Origin of the sequence: Streptomyces sp. NPDC048389, assembly GCF_040706335.1 — a bacterium.
Taxonomy (GTDB): domain Bacteria; phylum Actinomycetota; class Actinomycetes; order Streptomycetales; family Streptomycetaceae; genus Streptomyces.
In genome coordinates this window covers 18,345-35,307 of the sequence record NZ_JBEZKP010000015.1, presented here as the reverse complement: position 1 = coordinate 35,307, position 16,963 = coordinate 18,345, and the positions used below count along the sequence as shown (strand labels likewise).

Here is a 16,963-nt window from a genome sequence, read left to right as displayed (position 1 = left end):
GCAGACGACCTGGACCCGGACCCGGTCGCCCGCCGCTCAGGGGCAGACGACCTGGACCCGGACCCGGTCGCCCGCCGCTCAGGGGCAGACGACCTGGTCGCCCGTCACCGCGCCGAACTCCCCGCGGTGCGTCTCGCGGGCCCGTACGGCCGCGACACCCTTGTAGTCCTCGCCCGCCATCACCTTCAGCGTGGCGCCCTGGTCCTTCACCGGGCGCAGTTCCGAGCCCGGCAGCGCGGCATGGAGCGACTTCGCCGAGCGGTCCCAGCGTGGGTCGTACATCACATAGGTCCGCTTCACCTGCCCGCTGCCGCCGTTCCGCGGGGCGCGGGTGGTGTCGAAGCCCATGCCGTGCAGCGCCTCGTCGACCGTGTCCCCGAGCCCTGTGACGTGCGTCCCGTTGTAGACCTGCACCCGGATCTGCTTCGGGTCGACGTCGACGGCGGTGGCCTTGGGACGCTTCGGGCGGTGCGGCGCGAGGGGCTTGTCCCGGCGCAGCAGCTCGAAGAGCTTCTTCGCCTTGGCGTCGTCCCACTTCACGGTGGAACCGACGCCCTTGACATGGAAGTTGACGTCACCGACCGGTACGGACGTGAACTCGGACGAGGCCGGGGAGAAGCTCCTCATGGCCTTGCCGAGAGCGAGCATCTCGCGGGTGCCGAATCCTTTGTCCGCACGGACCGCGCCGAGCACGGTCGAGGTGACCTTCCGGAACTTCACCGGGTTGAGCAGCACACCGCCGCTGGTCGCACGGTCGACGAGAGCCGCGAGGAAGCGCTGCTGGCGCTGCATCCTGCCCAGGTCGGCGGCGCCGTCGATATGGCGCGACCGCACGTACTGCAGCGCCTGGCCGCCGTTGAGCTCATGGGTGCCGACCGGCAGGTCGAGGCCGGTGTACGAGTCCTTCATGGGCCGCGCCGTGCAGATCTCCACACCGCCGACCACGTCCACCGTCTTCATGAAGCTGGTGAAGTCCACCTCGAGATAGTGGTGGATCTTCACCTCGGTCATGTGCTCGACCGTCCGCACGGTCAGGGCGGGACCGCCCTCCGCGTACGCGGCGTTCAGCTTCACCGGGTGCGGCTCGTGGCGCTTGCCGGTGGTGGTGTCGGTGTGCGCGGGGAGCTTCGCGTAGCTGTCCCGGGGGAGACTGACGACGCTGGCCCGCTCCCGGTCCTGCGAGACGTGCACCAGCATGATCGTGTCCGTGCAGTTGCAGGGCGCGCCGCCGAGGCGGTACTTCTTCCGCTCCTCCGCGGTGATCTTGTCCCGGCCGTCCGTGCCGACGATGAGGATGTTCGTGCCGCGGCCGCCCTCCGGGCGGTTCTTCATGTCACGGAACGGGTCGACCCGGTCGATCCCGGTGTCGAGACCGGTGACCACGGCGTGCCCGATGCCGCCGACCCCCAGCACCAGCACCGAGAGCGACGTCACGATCCGCACGCCCCAGCGCCGCGGACGCGCGGGGCGCCCGTCCCGGCGTCCCGGCCGTCCGCCACCGCCCGCCCGCCGTGCCGTCTGCCGTGCGGCAGGCCGCCCGGTGCCGCCACGCTGCGGGACCGGACGGGGGCGGGGGCGCGGGCGGGGCGGTGGGGGCAAGAGGACACCTCCGCGGACGACAGGGGATTCCCCGCACCGTAGGCCCATAGAATCCGCGGCACCGGCCGCCGCGCCTCGGTGTCCCCCGTTCGCGGTAACGTGGCGGGCGATGAACGCCACGCCCGCTGTCTCCGTGATCATGCCGGTCCTCAACGAGGAGCGGCATCTGCGCAACTCCGTCCGCCACATCCTCGAGCAGGAGTACGACGGAGAGATGGAGGTGGTGATCGCCCTCGGACCGTCCACGGACCGCACCGACGAGATCGCCGCCGAACTCGTACGGGAGGACTCCAGGGTCCACACCGTGCCGAATCCGACCGGCCGCACCCCCGCCGCGCTGAACGCCGCGATCAAGGCTTCGAGCCACCCCGTCGTGGTGCGCGTCGACGGGCACGGCATGCTCTCGCCGAACTACATCGCGACCGCGGTCCGCCTGTTGGACGAGACCGGTGCGCAGAACGTCGGCGGCATCATGCACGCCGAGGGCGAGAACGCCTGGGAGGACGCGGTCGCCGCCGCGATGACCTCGAAGATCGGCGTCGGCAACGCGGCGTTCCACACCGGCGGCCAGGCCGGTCCTGCCGAGACCGTCTACCTCGGGGTGTTCCGCCGCGAGGCGCTGGAACAGCAGGGCGGGTACAACGAGGAGTTCATCCGCGCCCAGGACTGGGAGCTGAACTTCCGCATCCGCGAGGCCGGCGGGCTGATCTGGTTCTCGCCGGAGCTGAAGGTCCAGTACCGGCCGAGGCCCTCCGTGCGGGCGCTCGCCAAGCAGTACAAGGACTACGGCCGCTGGCGCCACGTCGTCGCCCGCTACCACCAGGGCTCGATCAACCTGCGCTACCTGGCCCCGCCGACCGCCTTGCTGGCCATCGCCGCGGGCGTCGTCAACGGAGTCGCGCTGACCCCGTGGGCGTTCGTCGTCCCCGGCGGCTACCTCGCGGCGATCACCGCCGGCTCGCTCCTCGCGGGCAAGGGCCTGTCCCTCAAGGCCCGGCTCCAGGTCCCGGTGGCGCTTGCGACGATGCACATGTCGTGGGGGTACGGCTTCCTCACGAGCCCCCGCTCGCTGGCGAGGAAGGTCATCGCGAGCCGCCGGCCCTCGGTCAAGGCCGCGGCCTGACGCTCGTACGGACACGGCGCGGGGCCCGGTCGCACGCGACGACCGGGCCCCGCGCCGTTCCCTGCTGCCGGGTCTCTCCTGCCGGGTCTCCTGCTGCAAGGGCCTCTCCCGCAGCCGGGGCCCGACCACCGGGGTGTGTGACCGCCGGAGTGTGCGAGTACCCGGGCGTCCGACTACCAGAGTGTGCGACTACCAGGTGAAGCCCGGCTGCACCGGCATGCACTCGTCCTCGTCGTCGCCCCGCAGGACGTTCGCGGTGTCCGGGGTCTCGTTGTCCGGCTTGGCGGCCGACTCCGGATAGGTGTCGCCCTGGCGCCAGTCCGCGCCGACGATCAGCTGGATACCGGTGGCGTCCGTGGACTTCCGCACGGAACTCGGCGGAATCCCGAGGGCCTTGGCGATCGCCTGGGCGTCGCCCTCCAGTTCGGCGTTGGAGAACCGGACGACCGTCGTTTTCTGCGGTTCGAGCGTGGTGTCCGCCTTGGCCATGGCGAAGCCCTTGCCGGTCAGCAAGTCGGTGACGGCCGTCGCGCGGTCCCGCTCGGCGAACTGTCCGTCGCCGCCGGTGCCGTTCAGCACCATGACGGCGATCTCCTCCGGCGCCGCCGCCGGATCCTTGGACGCGGCGGGCTCGGCCGGGGGCTTCTTCGGCGCCTTTCCGTCCAGCGGGACGTCCTCGCGGACCATACGGAACAACTGCTCGGCGTCATCCGGCATGGGCTCCACCTTGCCCGTGAAACCCGGCCGCTGACTGTAGACGTTCGGCATGGTCGTCATCGTGATACGCGAATTGGGGACGCTCTTGAGCTGTGTGCCCAGGTCGAAGAGGTCCTTGACCGTGTCGATCCCCTTGTCGACGGTGAGCGCGTCGATGGCGGCCTCGGCGAGCCTGCGCAGCTTGTTCGGGTCGGTGAGCTTGGTGTTCCTGCGCAGCTCACGGACCATCGAGTTCATGTACATGTGCTGACCGTGTGCGCGGGCCAGGTCGGTGCCGTCGTCGAATCCGTAGCGGGTCCGGAGCCACTCCAGGGCCTGTTCACCCTGGATGTAGGTCGTGCCCTTCTCCAGTTTCAGACCGGAGCCCTTGCCGTCGCGGGTGCGGGAGTGAATGTTCTGCTCGACGCAGACCGGCACACCGCCGATCGCGTCGGCCATCGAGACCACACCCGCGAAGTCGATCATCATGAAGTGGTCGATGGTGATACCCGTGAGCTCGTACCAGGTGGCGACCGTGCATCCCGGCCCGCCGCGGCCCAGCGACTCGTTGGCCAGCGCGAGTTCGGAGGCGGGAGAGGTCTTCTCGGGGGCGTCCGGGTCGGTGCACTCCGGGATCTTCACCAGCGTGTCGCGGGGCATGCTGATGACCGAGATGTTGCTGCGGTCCGCGGACAGGTGCACCAGCATCTGGACGTCGGCGAGCGGCGGCGAGCCGAACGTGTCCTTGGCGCCACCGAGCTTCTGGTTCGCTTTGGAGTCCCGGGCGTCGGAGCCGATCAGCAGGATGTTCAGCGGTGTCTGCCCGGCGGCGTTCGCCTTGTGGTCGGGCATCGCGTTGCCGAGTGTGAGGTCGTCCTTCTTGAGCTTGCTGTTCAGGTGCTCGTAATACAGATACCCGGCCCCGGCCGTGCCGAGCACCACCACCGACACCGTGATCGCGATGCCGCGGAGTATCCGGCGCTTGCCGCGCTTCGCGCGCCGCCGGGAACCGCCGCGCTGGTGACCGCCGCCGCCGACGCCCGACGCACGGCGCGCCACCCGCTCGTCGTCCGGAGCCGTACGGCTCCTGGGAACACGACCGGTCCCCTCTCCGTACGGTCCGCCGTCCCGGTCGGGACCGCCGGGTTCCGCCGCGTGCTCCCGGATCCCCTCCCCACGCACGCTGTTCCGTCCCACCCCTGGTTCCCCCTGTGTTCAGGCCCGCGCCATGAGCCGCCCCTGCGACATCACTCGGCGCAGATCTTCTTGTCTGCTTCTACTCGCGCCACGTCGTCCGGCAGCTTCGCCGGACCCGTGATGGGCACCCCTGCGCCCTTGAAGTCGGGCCCGATCGTCAGCGTCATCGCCTCCAGGCCCTCCGCGTCCACCGTGCCGGGCTTCAGCGCGGCAGCCGGCAGGCCCATCAGGTCCGCGACCTTGCGGGCCTGGTCGGCCTGGTTCGGCGCGTACTCCAGCGTCGTCCTGGTGACGTCCGCCGTCGCGTTGCCCTTGTTGGCGGACTTCAGCACGCCCTCGGTGTTCTGCAGCCAGTCGAGGGTCTTCTGTGCGGCGCCCGTCGGTCCGCCGCCGTTGAGGACGTCGACGCGGACGTCGGCTGCCTCGGCCCTGGTGCCCTCGAGAAGGGCGTTCTGCTTGTTCTTGGCGTCCTTCTTCTTCTCCTCGACCTCGGTGAGAGAGACGTCCTCGCGGACCATCGCGAAGAGTTGCTCCGCCTTGGCCTCGCTGAGCACGACCGTCGCCTTGACCTTCTCCGCCGGGTTGTCGACGACCGGCACGGTGGCGAAGGTCAGGTTCTTCATGTCGAACTTGCCCAGCTCCAGACCGAGGTCGCGGAGCTTGAAGACGTCGTCGATCTTGGAGTCGACGGTCAGCGCCTTGGTTCCGGCCTCCGCCAGCTTCACCAGCTTCGTGGGGCTGGTGAGGGTGTCGTTCGACTTCAGCTTGCGCATCAGCGAACTGAGGAACTGCTGCTGGATCTTGATGCGGTCGAGGTCGCCCTGGTTGCCGAACGAATGCCGCGTCCGCACGAAGGCGAGGGCCTCCTCGCCCTTTATCTCGTGCTCGCCCGCCGGCAGCTTCAGATGCGAATCCGGGTCGTCGACGTCCTTCGCCAGGCAGATGGGAACACCGCCGACCGCCGAGCTCAGTGTCTTGACCGCGTTGAAGTCGGCCACCATGAAGTGGTCCGGCTGGATGCCGGTGATGTCGGTGACGGTGCGCATGGTGCAGCTCGGCGTGCGGCCCGACTGGCCGAGGCTGATGTTGAAGCGCACGTTGCGCTGGCCCGGGATGACCTTGGTGGTGCCGTCCTCCTGGGTGGTCGGGCAATCGGGGATGTCGGTGATCAGGTCGCGCGGGATGCTCAACGCCGTCGCGTTGGTGCGGTCCTTGGACACGTGCAGCAGGACCGTGGTGTCGGCGTGGCCGGGGCTGTCCTTGTCGCCGTAGCCCTCGTTGCCGGCGCCGGTCCGTTTGTCGGTGCCGATCAGCAGGATGTTGATCGCCCGGTCCTTGCTGAAGCCGCCGGTGCCCGCACCGTCGTCCGAGACGGACGTGATGTTCGAGTTCAGGTGCTCCAGGTAGAGATAGCCGGCGGCCGCGGTGCCGACCATCACGAGCGCGACGGTGCCGCCCGTCCACAGCAGCACCTTCTTCTTGCGCGGCTTCGCCTGCTTGCGCTTGCGCCGGCCCGCCTGCTGCTGCGCCGCCCGGCCACCGGAGCCGCCACCGGCACGGCGGCTGCGCTGGCGGGGTACCTCGGTGCCGGGGGGCGCCGTACGGCGCCGGGTACCGGTTCCGGCCGTCGTCTGCTGCGTGGCGGCGTGAGCGCTGTCGGTCCCTCCGGCTCCGCCGGGGCCCGCTTCTGTGGACCGGGGACCTCTGGCCGAGGGGATCGACTGCGGTGCGGATTGGTTCAGTCGCAGCTCGTAGTTACCGGTCTGCGGGTTGAGTACCCACTGGTCGGCGGGGTCGATCTCGTCCGCCTGCCCACGGCTTTGCGCATCCACGGTTGCTTGAGTCCTCCGTCGGTGCCACGCGAGGCGCCTCCCCCGTCAGGCGCTCGGTCCTTCGATCCAGCAGTGCGCGACTCAGGGTCGGAAGCACCGGATCGCGTCACACTATCCGCCCAGTTGAGCGCCGAGCGACGCCCGTGACAAATTCCACGCTCCTTATAACTGGGCAATACGCCCATTCCGTCGATACTCTCCGCTTCCGTTTGGCCATCGCTTTACTCGCACATCCCTTGGGCGGCATTGGTGCCGGGAAATGTGGGCGTCGGACTCGGCTCAGCGGTCCCCTCGGCATCCGACTCCACGGTGGCCTCCTCGCCGTTCGGCACGACGGTGACGGGGTCGTCCTCGCGCAGACTCTCGAAAAGTCGGCCGGCTTCGGGCTGGACAAGTTCGTCCCGGTTGGGGTTCGAGGAGTGGGGCTGTCGGGGAACGGTGAGAAACTGGACCTTTTCCGTCGGAATGCTGCGAATCGATCGGGTCAGGTCATACAGGTCCCTGAGCGAGTCCAGACCGGGATCGGTGGTGATCGACTTGGTCGCCGCGTCGAGCACCGGATAGAGCCGCGTCGGATTGAGCAGTACGCCGTTGCTCTGCACCTTCTTCACCAGTGCGCCCAGGAACTGCTGCTGGCGCTCCATCCGCTCGGTGTCGCTGCCGTCGCCCAGCGTCTTGCGCGCCCGTACGAAGCCGAGGGCCTGCTCGCCGTCGAGCGTCTGGCGCCCGGCCGGCAGCTTCAGGCGCGCGTCCTTGTCGTCGATCGGCTGTTCGAGACACACCTCGACACCGTCGACGGCGTCCACCATGTCCTTGAAGCCCTGGAAGTCGATCACCATGTGGTGGTCGATACGGATCCCGGTGAACTTCTCGACGGTACGGATCGTGCAGGCCGCCCCGCCGAACTGGAAGGCCCAGTTGAACTGTGCGACCTGCTCCTTCGTACGCTCGCCGTCGCCTTTGCCGCAGCTCGGGATCGTCACCACGAGGTCACGCGGGATCGACATGGCCGTGGCGCTCTTACGGTCGGCCGCGATGTGCAACAGGATCGTGGTGTCGGAACGCTGGCTGCCACCGCCGCCCTCGTCGCGGCCGTACTTGTCGTTGCCCTCGCCCGCGCGGGTGTCGGAGCCGAGGAGCAGGATGTTCTGCGCGCCGGTGACGACGGGGGTGGGGCGCTCCTCCTCGTACGTTTTGAGTTCGGTGGCGGCGGTGGTGTCGGTGGTGATGTTGGCGTCGAGCTTGCGGTAGAACCACCAGCCGGCACCGGCGGCGGCGAGCAGCACGAGCGACAGCCCGAGCGCGGCCCACCGCATCAACTGCCGGGGCCGCCGTGGGCTCCTGGCGTCGCCGTCGCCGTGTCCGCCCGCGTCGCCGTCGCCGCCGTCGCCGCCGTCGCCGGGGCCGCTCCCATTGCCGCCGTCCGGGCCGCTCGCGCCGTGGCCGTGGCCGTCGTCTCCGTTGCCGTCCGCGCCGCTTCCGTCGCCGGGGCCGTCGTCGCCCGGCCCGTGGCCGCCGTCGGCCCGAGTGCTTCCGCCGGCAGTGGCGTCGACGGGGCCGCTCCTTCCGGGTCCGCCGGCCGCGGCGCCGCCCGGGGTGTCGCCGGCAGTGGCGTCGGCGGGGCCGTCTCCGGAGCTCGCGGACGCGGCCCGGTCGGCGGGCGTGGCGTCGCCGTCCGCGACAGCGGACGCCGTGCCGACCTCGTCCGCGCCAGTGGCGCCGCCCGTGCCCATTGCGGCTCCGGGGGCGGCCGCGTGCTCGGGGTTCGCGTTCTCGTCCGCCGCGGCGGACCCCGCGGGCCCCGTGCCGGCCTTGTCCGTCACGTGTGCGTCCATCCTTCATGGCGTCGGCGGCACGCAGGGCCGCCGATCGCTGGTCTAGACGGCTGAGCCCGGCGCTTGGTTGTGCGTTGAAGCACGCTTGTCGCCGATCATCCACCGCACCCGGCCGCCGGAAGCGGAGGGCTCGACCCGGTTGTGGGCCACACGAGTGCAGGTCCGGCGCTTGTCATACCGCCGTGTCGGTGACCCGCTCGCTCTCGACCCGCTTCGCCAGTCCGTCCTCGGACAACTCGTCCAGATTCCGGCACAGCACGACGGAGCCGCCGGAGGTCAAGGGCGCGAACAGCCCGGCCGACAACCCGTCCCAGGAGTCGTACGGCTTCCCCGACAGCAACCGCGACCCCGGCCCGAGGCCGAGCCGGTCCGCGTCCGCCCGCGCCCGCTCCACCAGTTCGGCGCCGGTCAGCTCCACGGCACCGACGATCAGCGCGGGCTCGTCCGGATCGACCGGCGCGTACGGGGCGAACCGGTCGCCCTGACCGGGTACTTCGACCGCGTAGTCGGCGTAACCGGACGGAGGCGTGGGGAAGCGGCGGCCCAGCGGCGCCAGGGACAGGGCGATCCGCTCGCCGCGGCAGGCGAGCCCCGCCTCGAACTCCCCGGGCCCCGCCACCACAAGGTCCGCGCGCGCCGCTTCACCGCCGACGTCCGCGATCACACCTACGGAGGAACAGGCCAGCAGCCAGACGGCGCTCTGCCAGTGCGCCGGCAGCAGGAGTGCCAGCCGGTCGCCCGGTCCGGCGGAGAGGTCGCCCTGGAGCAGGTTCGCCGTCTTCGCCACCCAATTGGCGAAGGTGGCGACGGACAATTCGACCCGCTCACCGGTGGCATCGTCGTAGAAGGTGACCAAGGGACGTGCGGGGTCCGCGGCGAGCGCGGATCGCAGCAGGTCGGCAGGGGTACGGTCGCTGGCGTTCATCCGCGCAAGCGTACGCCGCCGCCCGTGGCCGAAGCGGCCGCTCGGGTGACGGTGTGGTCCCATCGGGCCGATGGGGTGCCGGCTTCTCAGAGGTTTCCCGACGAGCGCGGTACGACGCCCCGACCCAGGCTCCTTCCCATGCGTGGACATCTGGCTTCTTCCGTCGGAGTGGCGTGCGCGACCGCGCTCGTCATCCCGCTTTCGCTCGCTTCCGGCGCGCTCGCCGCGCCCCTGCCTGCCGCCGTCGTCGCACAGGCCCCGGACGTGCCCGGATCGACCCGGTCCCTGCCGCTGGAGCCTCTCGGCCCCACCGCCTCGGAACGCTCCCACGGCACCACCACCGGTCAAGGACTTCGCGAACAGGGCCTCCCCGAGCAGGACGTCGACCCCTTCTCCCTCCTCGGCGTGGTCTGGGAGGACGCACTCACCGAACTCGAAGGCGTCGTCGAGGTACGTACCCGGGCCATCGGCTCCGGCGCGTGGTCCGACTGGCAGCAGGTCGAGACCCACAACGCGGAGCACGCGGCAGACCCGGGCACCGCAGAGAGCGAGTCCCGTACGGTGCGCGGTTCCACCGCTCCGCTGTGGGTGGGCCCGTCGGACGGTGTGGAGGTGCGTGTACGCGCGGCCGACGGCAGTTCGAGCGGACTCCCCGAAGGACTGCGCCTCGAACTCGTCGACCCCGGCGACGACCCGGCGAACACCGGGCAGTCCACCGGCACGACGCAGACCGGCGCCGCGGGCACCGCCGACCCGGCCACCCAGAACCCCGGGAGCCCACAGGGTCCCGAGAGCCCACAGGACCCCGAAGACCCGGAAAACCCCGAGACCCCGCAGAACCCCGAGACGCCGGGCCCCGGGACCGATCCCGCCGCAGGCCGCGGCCCGCTGGGGGGCATCCTGATCCCCGCCCTCAACCTGGCCGACACGGAGGCCGAGGCCACGGCGGCGGGCGATCTGCTCGTGGGCGATCTCGAGGCCGGCGCCAAGCCGTACATCGGGCCGAGGCCCGCCATCGTCACCCGCAAGGGGTGGGGCGCCGACGAGTCGTGGCGGGAGAAGCAGTTCGTCTACACGACCTCGGTCAAGGCCGCGTTCGTCCACCACAGCGCCACCGGCAACAACTACACCTGCGCGCAGGCCCCCTCCGTTATCCGCAGTATCTACCGCTACCACGTCAAGAGCAGCGGCTGGCGCGACATCGGCTACAACTTCGCCGTCGACAAGTGCGGAACCATCTACGAAGGCCGGGCAGGAGGCGTGGCCGAGCCGGTGCTCGGTGCGCACACCCTGGGTTTCAACACGAACAGCACCGGTATCGCCGTGCTCGGCACGTACAGTTCCTCCGATCCGCCGCAGGCGGCGGTGACCGCCGTGGCCAAGCTGACCGCGTGGAAGCTGGGGCTTCACGGCATCAATCCGAAGGGCACGGTGACGCTCACCTCGGCCGGCAGCGGCAAGTACGCCAAGGGCGTGAATGTCAAGCTCAACGCCATCTCCGGACACCGCGACGGATTCGTCACGGACTGCCCGGGAAGCCGTCTCTACGGCATGCTCGGATCTGCCAGGACGGCTTCGGCCAAGCTTCAGGGCCGCTGACCGGGGACGGGGCCGGGCGCCATCCGTGCGACTCGTAAACTGGCCGGTCCGAACCACGACCGCGCCCGGCCCCAGCAGAGAGCAGAGAACGCATTGAACCTGGCCCCAGAAGCGATTCTCCTGGTCGGAGGCAAGGGCACCCGGCTGCGTCCGCTCACCGTCCGCACCCCGAAGCCGATGGTCCCGGCGGCCGGAGTTCCCTTCCTCACCCACCAGTTGGCACGGGCGCGGGCGGCGGGCGTCGAGCACATCGTTCTCGCCACCTCGTATCTGGCCGAGGTCTTCGAGCCGTACTTCGGCGACGGCTCGTCACTCGGACTGCACCTTGAGTACGTGACGGAGCAGGAGCCGCTCGGCACCGGCGGGGCCATCCGCAACGTGGCCTCCCGGCTGGGATCCGGCCCCGACGACCCGGTCCTCGTCTTCAACGGGGACATCCTCACCGGACTCGACATCGAGGCCCTCGTCGACACCCACGGTTCCTCCGGCGCCGACGTCTCCCTCCACCTCACCCGCGTCGACGACCCCCGCGCCTTCGGCCTGGTGCCGACGGACGCGAGCGGACGCGTCACGGCCTTCCTGGAGAAGCCGCAGACGCCGGAAGAAATCGTGACCGACCAGATCAACGCGGGTGCCTATGTGTTCCGGCGCTCCGTCATCGACACGATCCCGGCGGGCCGCCCCGTCTCCGTCGAATGGGAGACCTTCCCCGAGCTCCTGAGCTCCGGAGCGCACCTCCAGGGCATGGTCGACTCCACGTACTGGCTCGACCTCGGCACTCCGCACGCCTTCGTACGCGGCTCCGCCGACCTGGTCCTCGGGCGCGCCCCGTCCCCCGCCGTGCCCGGCAGGCGCGGCGACCGGCTGGTGCTGCCTTCCGCGACGGTGGCGCCCGGCGCGAAGCTCACCGGCGGCACGGTCGTCTGCGAGGGCGCACGGATCGGCGCGGACACCAGGATCGACGGCAGCACGATCCTGGCCGGCGCGGTCGTCGAGCCCGGTGCCGTGATCTCCGACTCACTCGTCGGCGCCGGCGCGCGTATCGGGGCGCGTACCGTTCTGGCCGGCGTGGTCGTCGGAGACGGCGCGGTCGTGGGCGAGGACAACGAGCTGCGGGACGGCGCTCGGGTGTGGTGCGACGCGGTGCTCCCGGCGGGCTCGGTCCGCTTCTCCTCCGACCAGTAGGGGGCGACCAGTAGCCTGGCCGCATGGCAGGGCGCTTCCGACCGGGTACGAGCCGCGCCACCGTGCACGGTGGCGCGGCGCACCCGACCCCCGCGATACCGCGACAGGCCGCTGCTGCCGCTTCCACCGCAGCCCCACGCACCCGCCGGTGGGCACCGCCGTGGCCGCTCGACCTCGGCCTGGTCCTCGGCCCGCTGCGCCGCGGCCCGGCCGACCCGACCTTCCGTACGACGCCCGACGGCTCGGTCTGGCGGGCCAGCCGCACACCCGCCGGTCCGGGCACGCTCCGGGTCGCGACGCGGGCCGGATCCGTCGAGGCCGAGGCATGGGGGCCGGGCGCGGAGTGGCTGCTCGACGGGCTGCCCGACCTGCTCGGAGCAGCGGACGCCCCTGAGGCGTTCATCCCTCGGCACCGGCTGGTCGCCACCGCGCAGCACCGCCGGCCCGGACTGCGGTTGCTGCGGACCGGGCTGGTGCTGGAGTCCCTGATCCCCTCGATCCTCGAGCAGAAGATCACCACGGACGAGGCGTACCGGGCCTGGCGGCTGCTGGTCCGTACGTACGGCGAACCGGCGCCGGGCCCCGACACCGGCATGCACGTCATGCCGGACCCGCGCGCCTGGGCGCTCGTCCCCTCCTGGGAGTGGCACCGCGCCGGCGTCGACCACAAGCGGGCGTCGACGATCCTGCGCGCGGTGAAGGTGGCGCGCCGACTGGAGGAGGCGGCGGCGATGGCGCCCGAACAGGCCATGGCCAGGCTCGAATTGATCCCCGGCATCGGCCCGTGGACCTCGGCGGAGGTCATCCAGCGCAGCAACGGCGCGGCCGACGCGGTCACGGTCGGCGACCTGCACCTGCCGAGGATCGTCGGCTACGCGCTCGCTGGTGAACGCGACACCGACGACGCGGCGATGCTGGAATTGCTGTCCCCCTACGAGGGCCAACGCCACCGCGCGGCCCGCCTGATCATGCTGGCGGGCCGCACGCCACCGCGCCGCGAGCCGAAGATGCGCCGGGTCGACATCGCCCAGTGGTGACGCCGGGCCGCTGCGGCGCCGGCTCTCCCCTGCCTACCGGACCTCGATGAACGCGGACGCCTCCCGCGCCGCCCGCGCCTTCGGCACCCCCGCCGGGTGCCCGATCGCCACCGCCCCCATCGGGTCCCACGACTCCGGCAGCGACAGCACCTCCCGCACCACGCCCCGGCAGAACATCGTCGAAGAAACCCACGCCGACCCCAGCCGCTCGCCCGCCAGCGCGACCAGGAAGTTCTGCACGCCGGCACCGGCCGCGACGACGAACATCTCGCGTTCGGCCACGTCCCGGCGCTCGTCGCCGTACGTGTGCGCCCCGTCCGTCACCAGGCACGGCACCGCCAGGTACGGCGCGTTGCGCAGGACGTCCCCGCGGCGGACGCGCTTCGCGACGGAGTCCTCGGACTTGCCGTCGCGCCGCAGGTCCGCTATCCACGCGTCGCGCATCGCGTCGAGGAGCCGCAGCCGTGACCGGGCCGATTCGAGCAGGACGAAACGCCACGGCGTCGTGTGGTGCGGCGCGGGCGCCGTCACCGCGGCCGCGACCGCGCGCCGGACGGCGCCGCCGTCCACCGGCTCGTCGGTGAACTCCCGCACCGTACGGCGCAGCGTCACCGCCTCCCGTACGGCCTCAGAGGTCCCCAGCCGGAACATGTCGTCGGCCGCGCTCCTGACCAGCGTGCTCGCGCCGTCGTCCGTGTCAGCCACGACGTGCGGCAATCCGCGCACGACGGCCACCGGCAGCCCGTTGGTCTTGCCCTTCACCAGGTCACCGGCGGCGGCGAGTTCGTCGGCGGTGGCGACCACGGTCGCGCCGAGCGGATTGCCGTGGGTGTCGGTGGCGCCGCGCAGGTCGTCCAGGACGCGTACGCCCGCAGCGCCGATCGCGACATCGGTGAGCCCGGCCCGCCAGGGCCGGCCGAAGGTGTCGGTGACGATCACGCCGATGTCGACGCCCAGCTCGTCCCGCAGCCCTTCACGGATGGCGAGTGCGGAGGCGTCGGGGTCCTCCGGCAGCAACAGCACCGTCCCTGCGGGGGTGTTGGACGCGTCGACCCCGGCCGCCGCCATCACCAGGCCCTGCCGGTTCTCGACGATGCGCAGGGCGCCGCGGCGTGCCACGACCCGGACCGTTTCCGCGTCGATCGCGGCCTCGCGGTCCACCGCCTCGACGATCCGGCCCTCCGCCTTGCTGACGATCTTGGAGGTGACGAGGAGCACGTCCCCGTCGGCCAGTCCGGGGGATGTCGCGGCGATCAGTTTGGCCAGGTTGTCGCCGGGCCGGATCTCACCGAGTCCGGGCAGTGCCCAGACCCGGTACGAGGCCGTGCTCACGCCCGTACCTCCTCGGCCAGGGCCAGCGCGGCGCGTGCCATCTCCGCGGTCGCGTCCGTGTCGGTCATCATCAGCGGCACGGCCCGGCAGACGATGCCCGCCTCCTCGACGACGGGGACGGCGGCCTCGTCGGCGGTGTCGACGAGCCACCCGTCGAGCAGCCCGGAGCCGTAGTGCCGGGCGACGGCCGCAGCGGTCGCCTCGACGCCCACCGCGGCGAGCACCTTGTCGGCCATGCCGCGCACGGGTGCTCCGCCGACGATGGGGGAGAGGCCGACGACGGGTACGCCCGCCTCCGCGATGGCCTCGCGGATACCGGGCACGGCGAGGATCGTGCCGACGCTGACGACCGGGTTGGACGGCGGGAAGAGGATCACGTCCGCGGAGGCGATGGCCTCCAGCACGCCGGGCGCCGGCTTGGCCTGGTCCGCACCGACCGGTACGACCGCCTCCGCGGCCACGGACGCCCGCAGCCGCACCCAGTACTCCTGGAAGTGGATGACCTTGCGCTCGCCGTCGATCGTCACGGCGACATGGGTCTCCACCCGGTCGTCGGACATCGGAAGGAGTCGTACGCCCGGCTGCCACCGGTCGCAGAGCGCCTCGGTGACGGCGCTCAGCGGATAGCCGGCGCTCAGCATCTGGGTACGGACGATGTGGGTGGCGAAGTCCCGGTCGCCGAGGCCGAACCATTCGGGGCCCACGCCGTAGGCCGCGAGTTCGCTCTTGACCTGGAAGGTCTCGTCCTGCCGGCCCCAGCCCCGTTCCTCGTTGATGCCACCGCCGAGGGTGTACATCACGGTGTCGAGGTCGGGGCAGACCTTCAGGCCGAAGAGATGGATGTCGTCACCGGTGTTGCCGATCACCGTGACGTCCGCTTCGGGCGCGGCCTGCTTGAGACCGCGGAGGAAACGGGCGCCGCCGATACCGCCGGCCAGAACCACAATGCGCATGCCGCCATCCTCGCAGGTCCGCCTGAGGCGTCAGACGGGAACGGCCTCGGTCGTGCAGCTGGCGGCCGTGTGCATCGGCATCTCGGTCAGACCCGGGTAGTAGACGTGCAGGCTCACGGCCGGTTCGAGGGAGTCGTTGACGACCTCGTGCGCGTAGCCCGGTGCGAAGACCCTCTGGGAGCCCGGGGCCAGCGACCGCTCGCCGCGCTCGGTGCGCTCGGTCAGTTCGCCCTGGAGGACGGTGAGCACTCCGGAGGACGGGCCGTGGTCGTGGAGCCCGCTGCCCTGGCCGGGGACCCAGCTGAGCAGCCATACCTCGTAGCCGGGGCCGGTGTGCAGCCGGTGATACCAGCGGGAGGTGGCGTCGTACTCGACGAGGTGCTCCCACTGCGCACGGTCGGCGGCGATGGAGCGGGCGAGACCGGCGAACTCGGCCACGGTGGCCGGATGCTCACGGGCGGGCTGGAGCAGGTGCGGTACGGCGAGGATGTCGCCGGCGATCTGGAGGTCGCTGTCGCTGTTCATGGGTGCGGGGGTTCCTCAGCAGGAGTGCATGGGATGTCGCAGAGCGGAAAGGTGACGCAGGGTGCGAGAAGCCGGAGCTCGAAGGCATCAACAGCTGGAACAGCAACAGCAACAGCGCGCCTGGACAGCGCTGCGGAACCCGCGGTGGCGGGTCGCGTGGGGCGCTGAGGTCGCTGTCATGGGATCAAAGGTGACTTGTCCCCTCCTCCACTGTCAACCCAATGACCGATTTGGCGGCAATGTTTCACCTTTTCCGGTCACCGGACACGGAGAAAGGTTTGTGCACCAGGGGAGGCGGAGACATGCGGCAGCAACTCCGCCGGTAAACGTCACCGCGGCTCGAAGTGATCGGACTGTGATCCGGATCGCTTCGGGGGTTCGACCGAAACAAGATCGATGCCTGTGGCGTCTCCCTCCTTGAGGGCGGTGGGGCGCGGAGCAGGCCGCTGGCATGTGTCACGTTTTTGGTGATTTGAACACTTTCCGCATAACCTTGGTTCCGCAGAGTGAATACCGGGCCCAATAGCAGATCTCAGCTTGACTGGCTCGGAGCTACACACTTGTAATTTCACTCGTGTCGTTCGGCCGAAATCGATCGCGGCAACATCACGGGGACGCAAAGACAGACGAGGGGCGCACATGACCGAGCTGTTCGAACAACTGCTGGTCGAGGACGCGGACGAGGAACTCGGCTGGCAGGAGCGCGCGTTGTGCGCCCAGACCGATCCGGAGTCCTTCTTCCCCGAGAAGGGTGGCTCCACCCGCGAGGCGAAGAAGGTCTGCCTCGCCTGCGAGGTCCGCTCCGAGTGTCTCGAATACGCCCTGAACAACGACGAGAGATTCGGAATCTGGGGCGGGCTTTCCGAGCGGGAACGCCGGCGGCTCAAGAAGGCCGCTGTCTGAAACAGCCGCCTGAACAGCCGCCTGAACAACCACGTCGAGAACCGCTTTGAGAAGCGCCTGGACAACCGTCCGGTCGGCGGCCCGCCTGTCCGGTCAAACCGCACAAACACGTGAAATAATGGTGCATGGCGAACGGTCCGCCGTCTGTGGGTTGTCCACAGGCTGCGGACCGTCGACATGCCAGCCGTTAGTGTGGGGCCCCGTCCGTGACGCACCAGAGCC

13 protein-coding genes are annotated in these 16,963 nt (G+C 70.6%); 5 read left to right on the top strand and 8 right to left on the bottom strand.

What is annotated here, in order from left to right:
- Positions 1 to 78: 78 nt before the first annotated feature.
- Complete coding sequence (locus AB0903_RS13770; RefSeq protein ID WP_366702284.1) at positions 79 to 1,443, bottom strand: LCP family protein; 1,365 nt, start codon at positions 1,441 to 1,443, stop codon at positions 79 to 81.
- Between the two features lie 265 nt (positions 1,444 to 1,708).
- Between AB0903_RS13770 and AB0903_RS13765 the strand changes: the two genes are divergently transcribed.
- Complete coding sequence (locus AB0903_RS13765) at positions 1,709 to 2,722, top strand: glycosyltransferase family 2 protein (RefSeq protein WP_366702282.1); 1,014 nt, start codon at positions 1,709 to 1,711, stop codon at positions 2,720 to 2,722.
- Between the two features lie 189 nt (positions 2,723 to 2,911).
- Here AB0903_RS13765 and AB0903_RS13760 read toward each other — a convergent pair whose 3' ends face one another.
- The 4 genes from AB0903_RS13760 to AB0903_RS13745 form a co-directional block, all read right to left on the bottom strand.
- Positions 2,912 to 4,615 carry an LCP family protein gene (locus AB0903_RS13760; RefSeq protein WP_366702280.1) on the bottom strand — a complete coding sequence of 568 codons (1,704 nt, stop codon included), beginning with the start codon at positions 4,613 to 4,615 and terminating at the stop codon, positions 2,912 to 2,914.
- A gap of 50 nt (positions 4,616 to 4,665) precedes the next feature.
- A complete protein-coding gene (locus AB0903_RS13755) occupies positions 4,666 to 6,447 on the bottom strand; it encodes an LCP family protein (RefSeq protein WP_366702278.1) in 1,782 nt (593 codons plus the stop codon).
- 221 nt (positions 6,448 to 6,668) lie between these two features.
- A complete protein-coding gene (locus AB0903_RS13750; RefSeq protein WP_366702276.1) occupies positions 6,669 to 8,270 on the bottom strand; it encodes an LCP family protein in 1,602 nt (533 codons plus the stop codon).
- Between the two features lie 184 nt (positions 8,271 to 8,454).
- Positions 8,455 to 9,207 (bottom strand): TIGR03089 family protein, encoded by a 753-nt coding sequence (locus tag AB0903_RS13745; RefSeq protein ID WP_366702274.1) that lies wholly within the window; start codon positions 9,205 to 9,207, stop codon positions 8,455 to 8,457.
- 138 nt (positions 9,208 to 9,345) lie between these two features.
- Between AB0903_RS13745 and AB0903_RS13740 the strand changes: the two genes are divergently transcribed.
- From AB0903_RS13740 to AB0903_RS13730, 3 genes are all read left to right on the top strand, one after another.
- Positions 9,346 to 10,806, top strand: a complete 1,461-nt coding sequence (locus AB0903_RS13740) for an N-acetylmuramoyl-L-alanine amidase (RefSeq protein WP_366702272.1) — start codon at positions 9,346 to 9,348, stop codon at positions 10,804 to 10,806.
- Positions 10,807 to 10,899: 93 nt separating this feature from the next.
- Entirely contained in the window at positions 10,900 to 11,991 is a 1,092-nt protein-coding gene (locus AB0903_RS13735) for an NDP-sugar synthase (protein ID WP_366702270.1), read from the top strand.
- A 23-nt stretch (positions 11,992 to 12,014) separates the two neighbouring features.
- Positions 12,015 to 13,028, top strand: a complete 1,014-nt coding sequence (locus AB0903_RS13730) for a DNA-3-methyladenine glycosylase 2 family protein (RefSeq protein WP_366702268.1) — start codon at positions 12,015 to 12,017, stop codon at positions 13,026 to 13,028.
- A gap of 33 nt (positions 13,029 to 13,061) precedes the next feature.
- Here AB0903_RS13730 and AB0903_RS13725 read toward each other — a convergent pair whose 3' ends face one another.
- The 3 genes from AB0903_RS13725 to AB0903_RS13715 are packed head-to-tail and all read right to left on the bottom strand — an operon-like array spanning position 13,062 to position 15,838.
- Positions 13,062 to 14,360 carry a coenzyme F420-0:L-glutamate ligase gene (locus AB0903_RS13725; protein WP_366702267.1) on the bottom strand — a complete coding sequence of 433 codons (1,299 nt, stop codon included), beginning with the start codon at positions 14,358 to 14,360 and terminating at the stop codon, positions 13,062 to 13,064.
- Entirely contained in the window at positions 14,357 to 15,313 is a 957-nt protein-coding gene (gene cofD, locus AB0903_RS13720) for a 2-phospho-L-lactate transferase (protein WP_366702265.1), read from the bottom strand. The genes AB0903_RS13725 and cofD overlap by 4 nt, the downstream gene beginning before the upstream one ends.
- Positions 15,314 to 15,343: 30 nt before the next feature.
- On the bottom strand, positions 15,344 to 15,838 hold the full coding sequence (locus tag AB0903_RS13715; RefSeq protein ID WP_366702261.1) for a cysteine dioxygenase family protein: 495 nt from the start codon (positions 15,836 to 15,838) through the stop codon (positions 15,344 to 15,346).
- Positions 15,839 to 16,477: 639 nt separating this feature from the next.
- Here AB0903_RS13715 and AB0903_RS13710 point away from each other — a divergent pair.
- The gene (locus AB0903_RS13710; protein WP_053557226.1) at positions 16,478 to 16,741 is read left to right on the top strand and encodes a WhiB family transcriptional regulator; all 264 of its coding nucleotides are present in this window, start codon (positions 16,478 to 16,480) and stop codon (positions 16,739 to 16,741) included.
- The last annotated feature ends 222 nt before the right edge of the window (positions 16,742 to 16,963 follow it).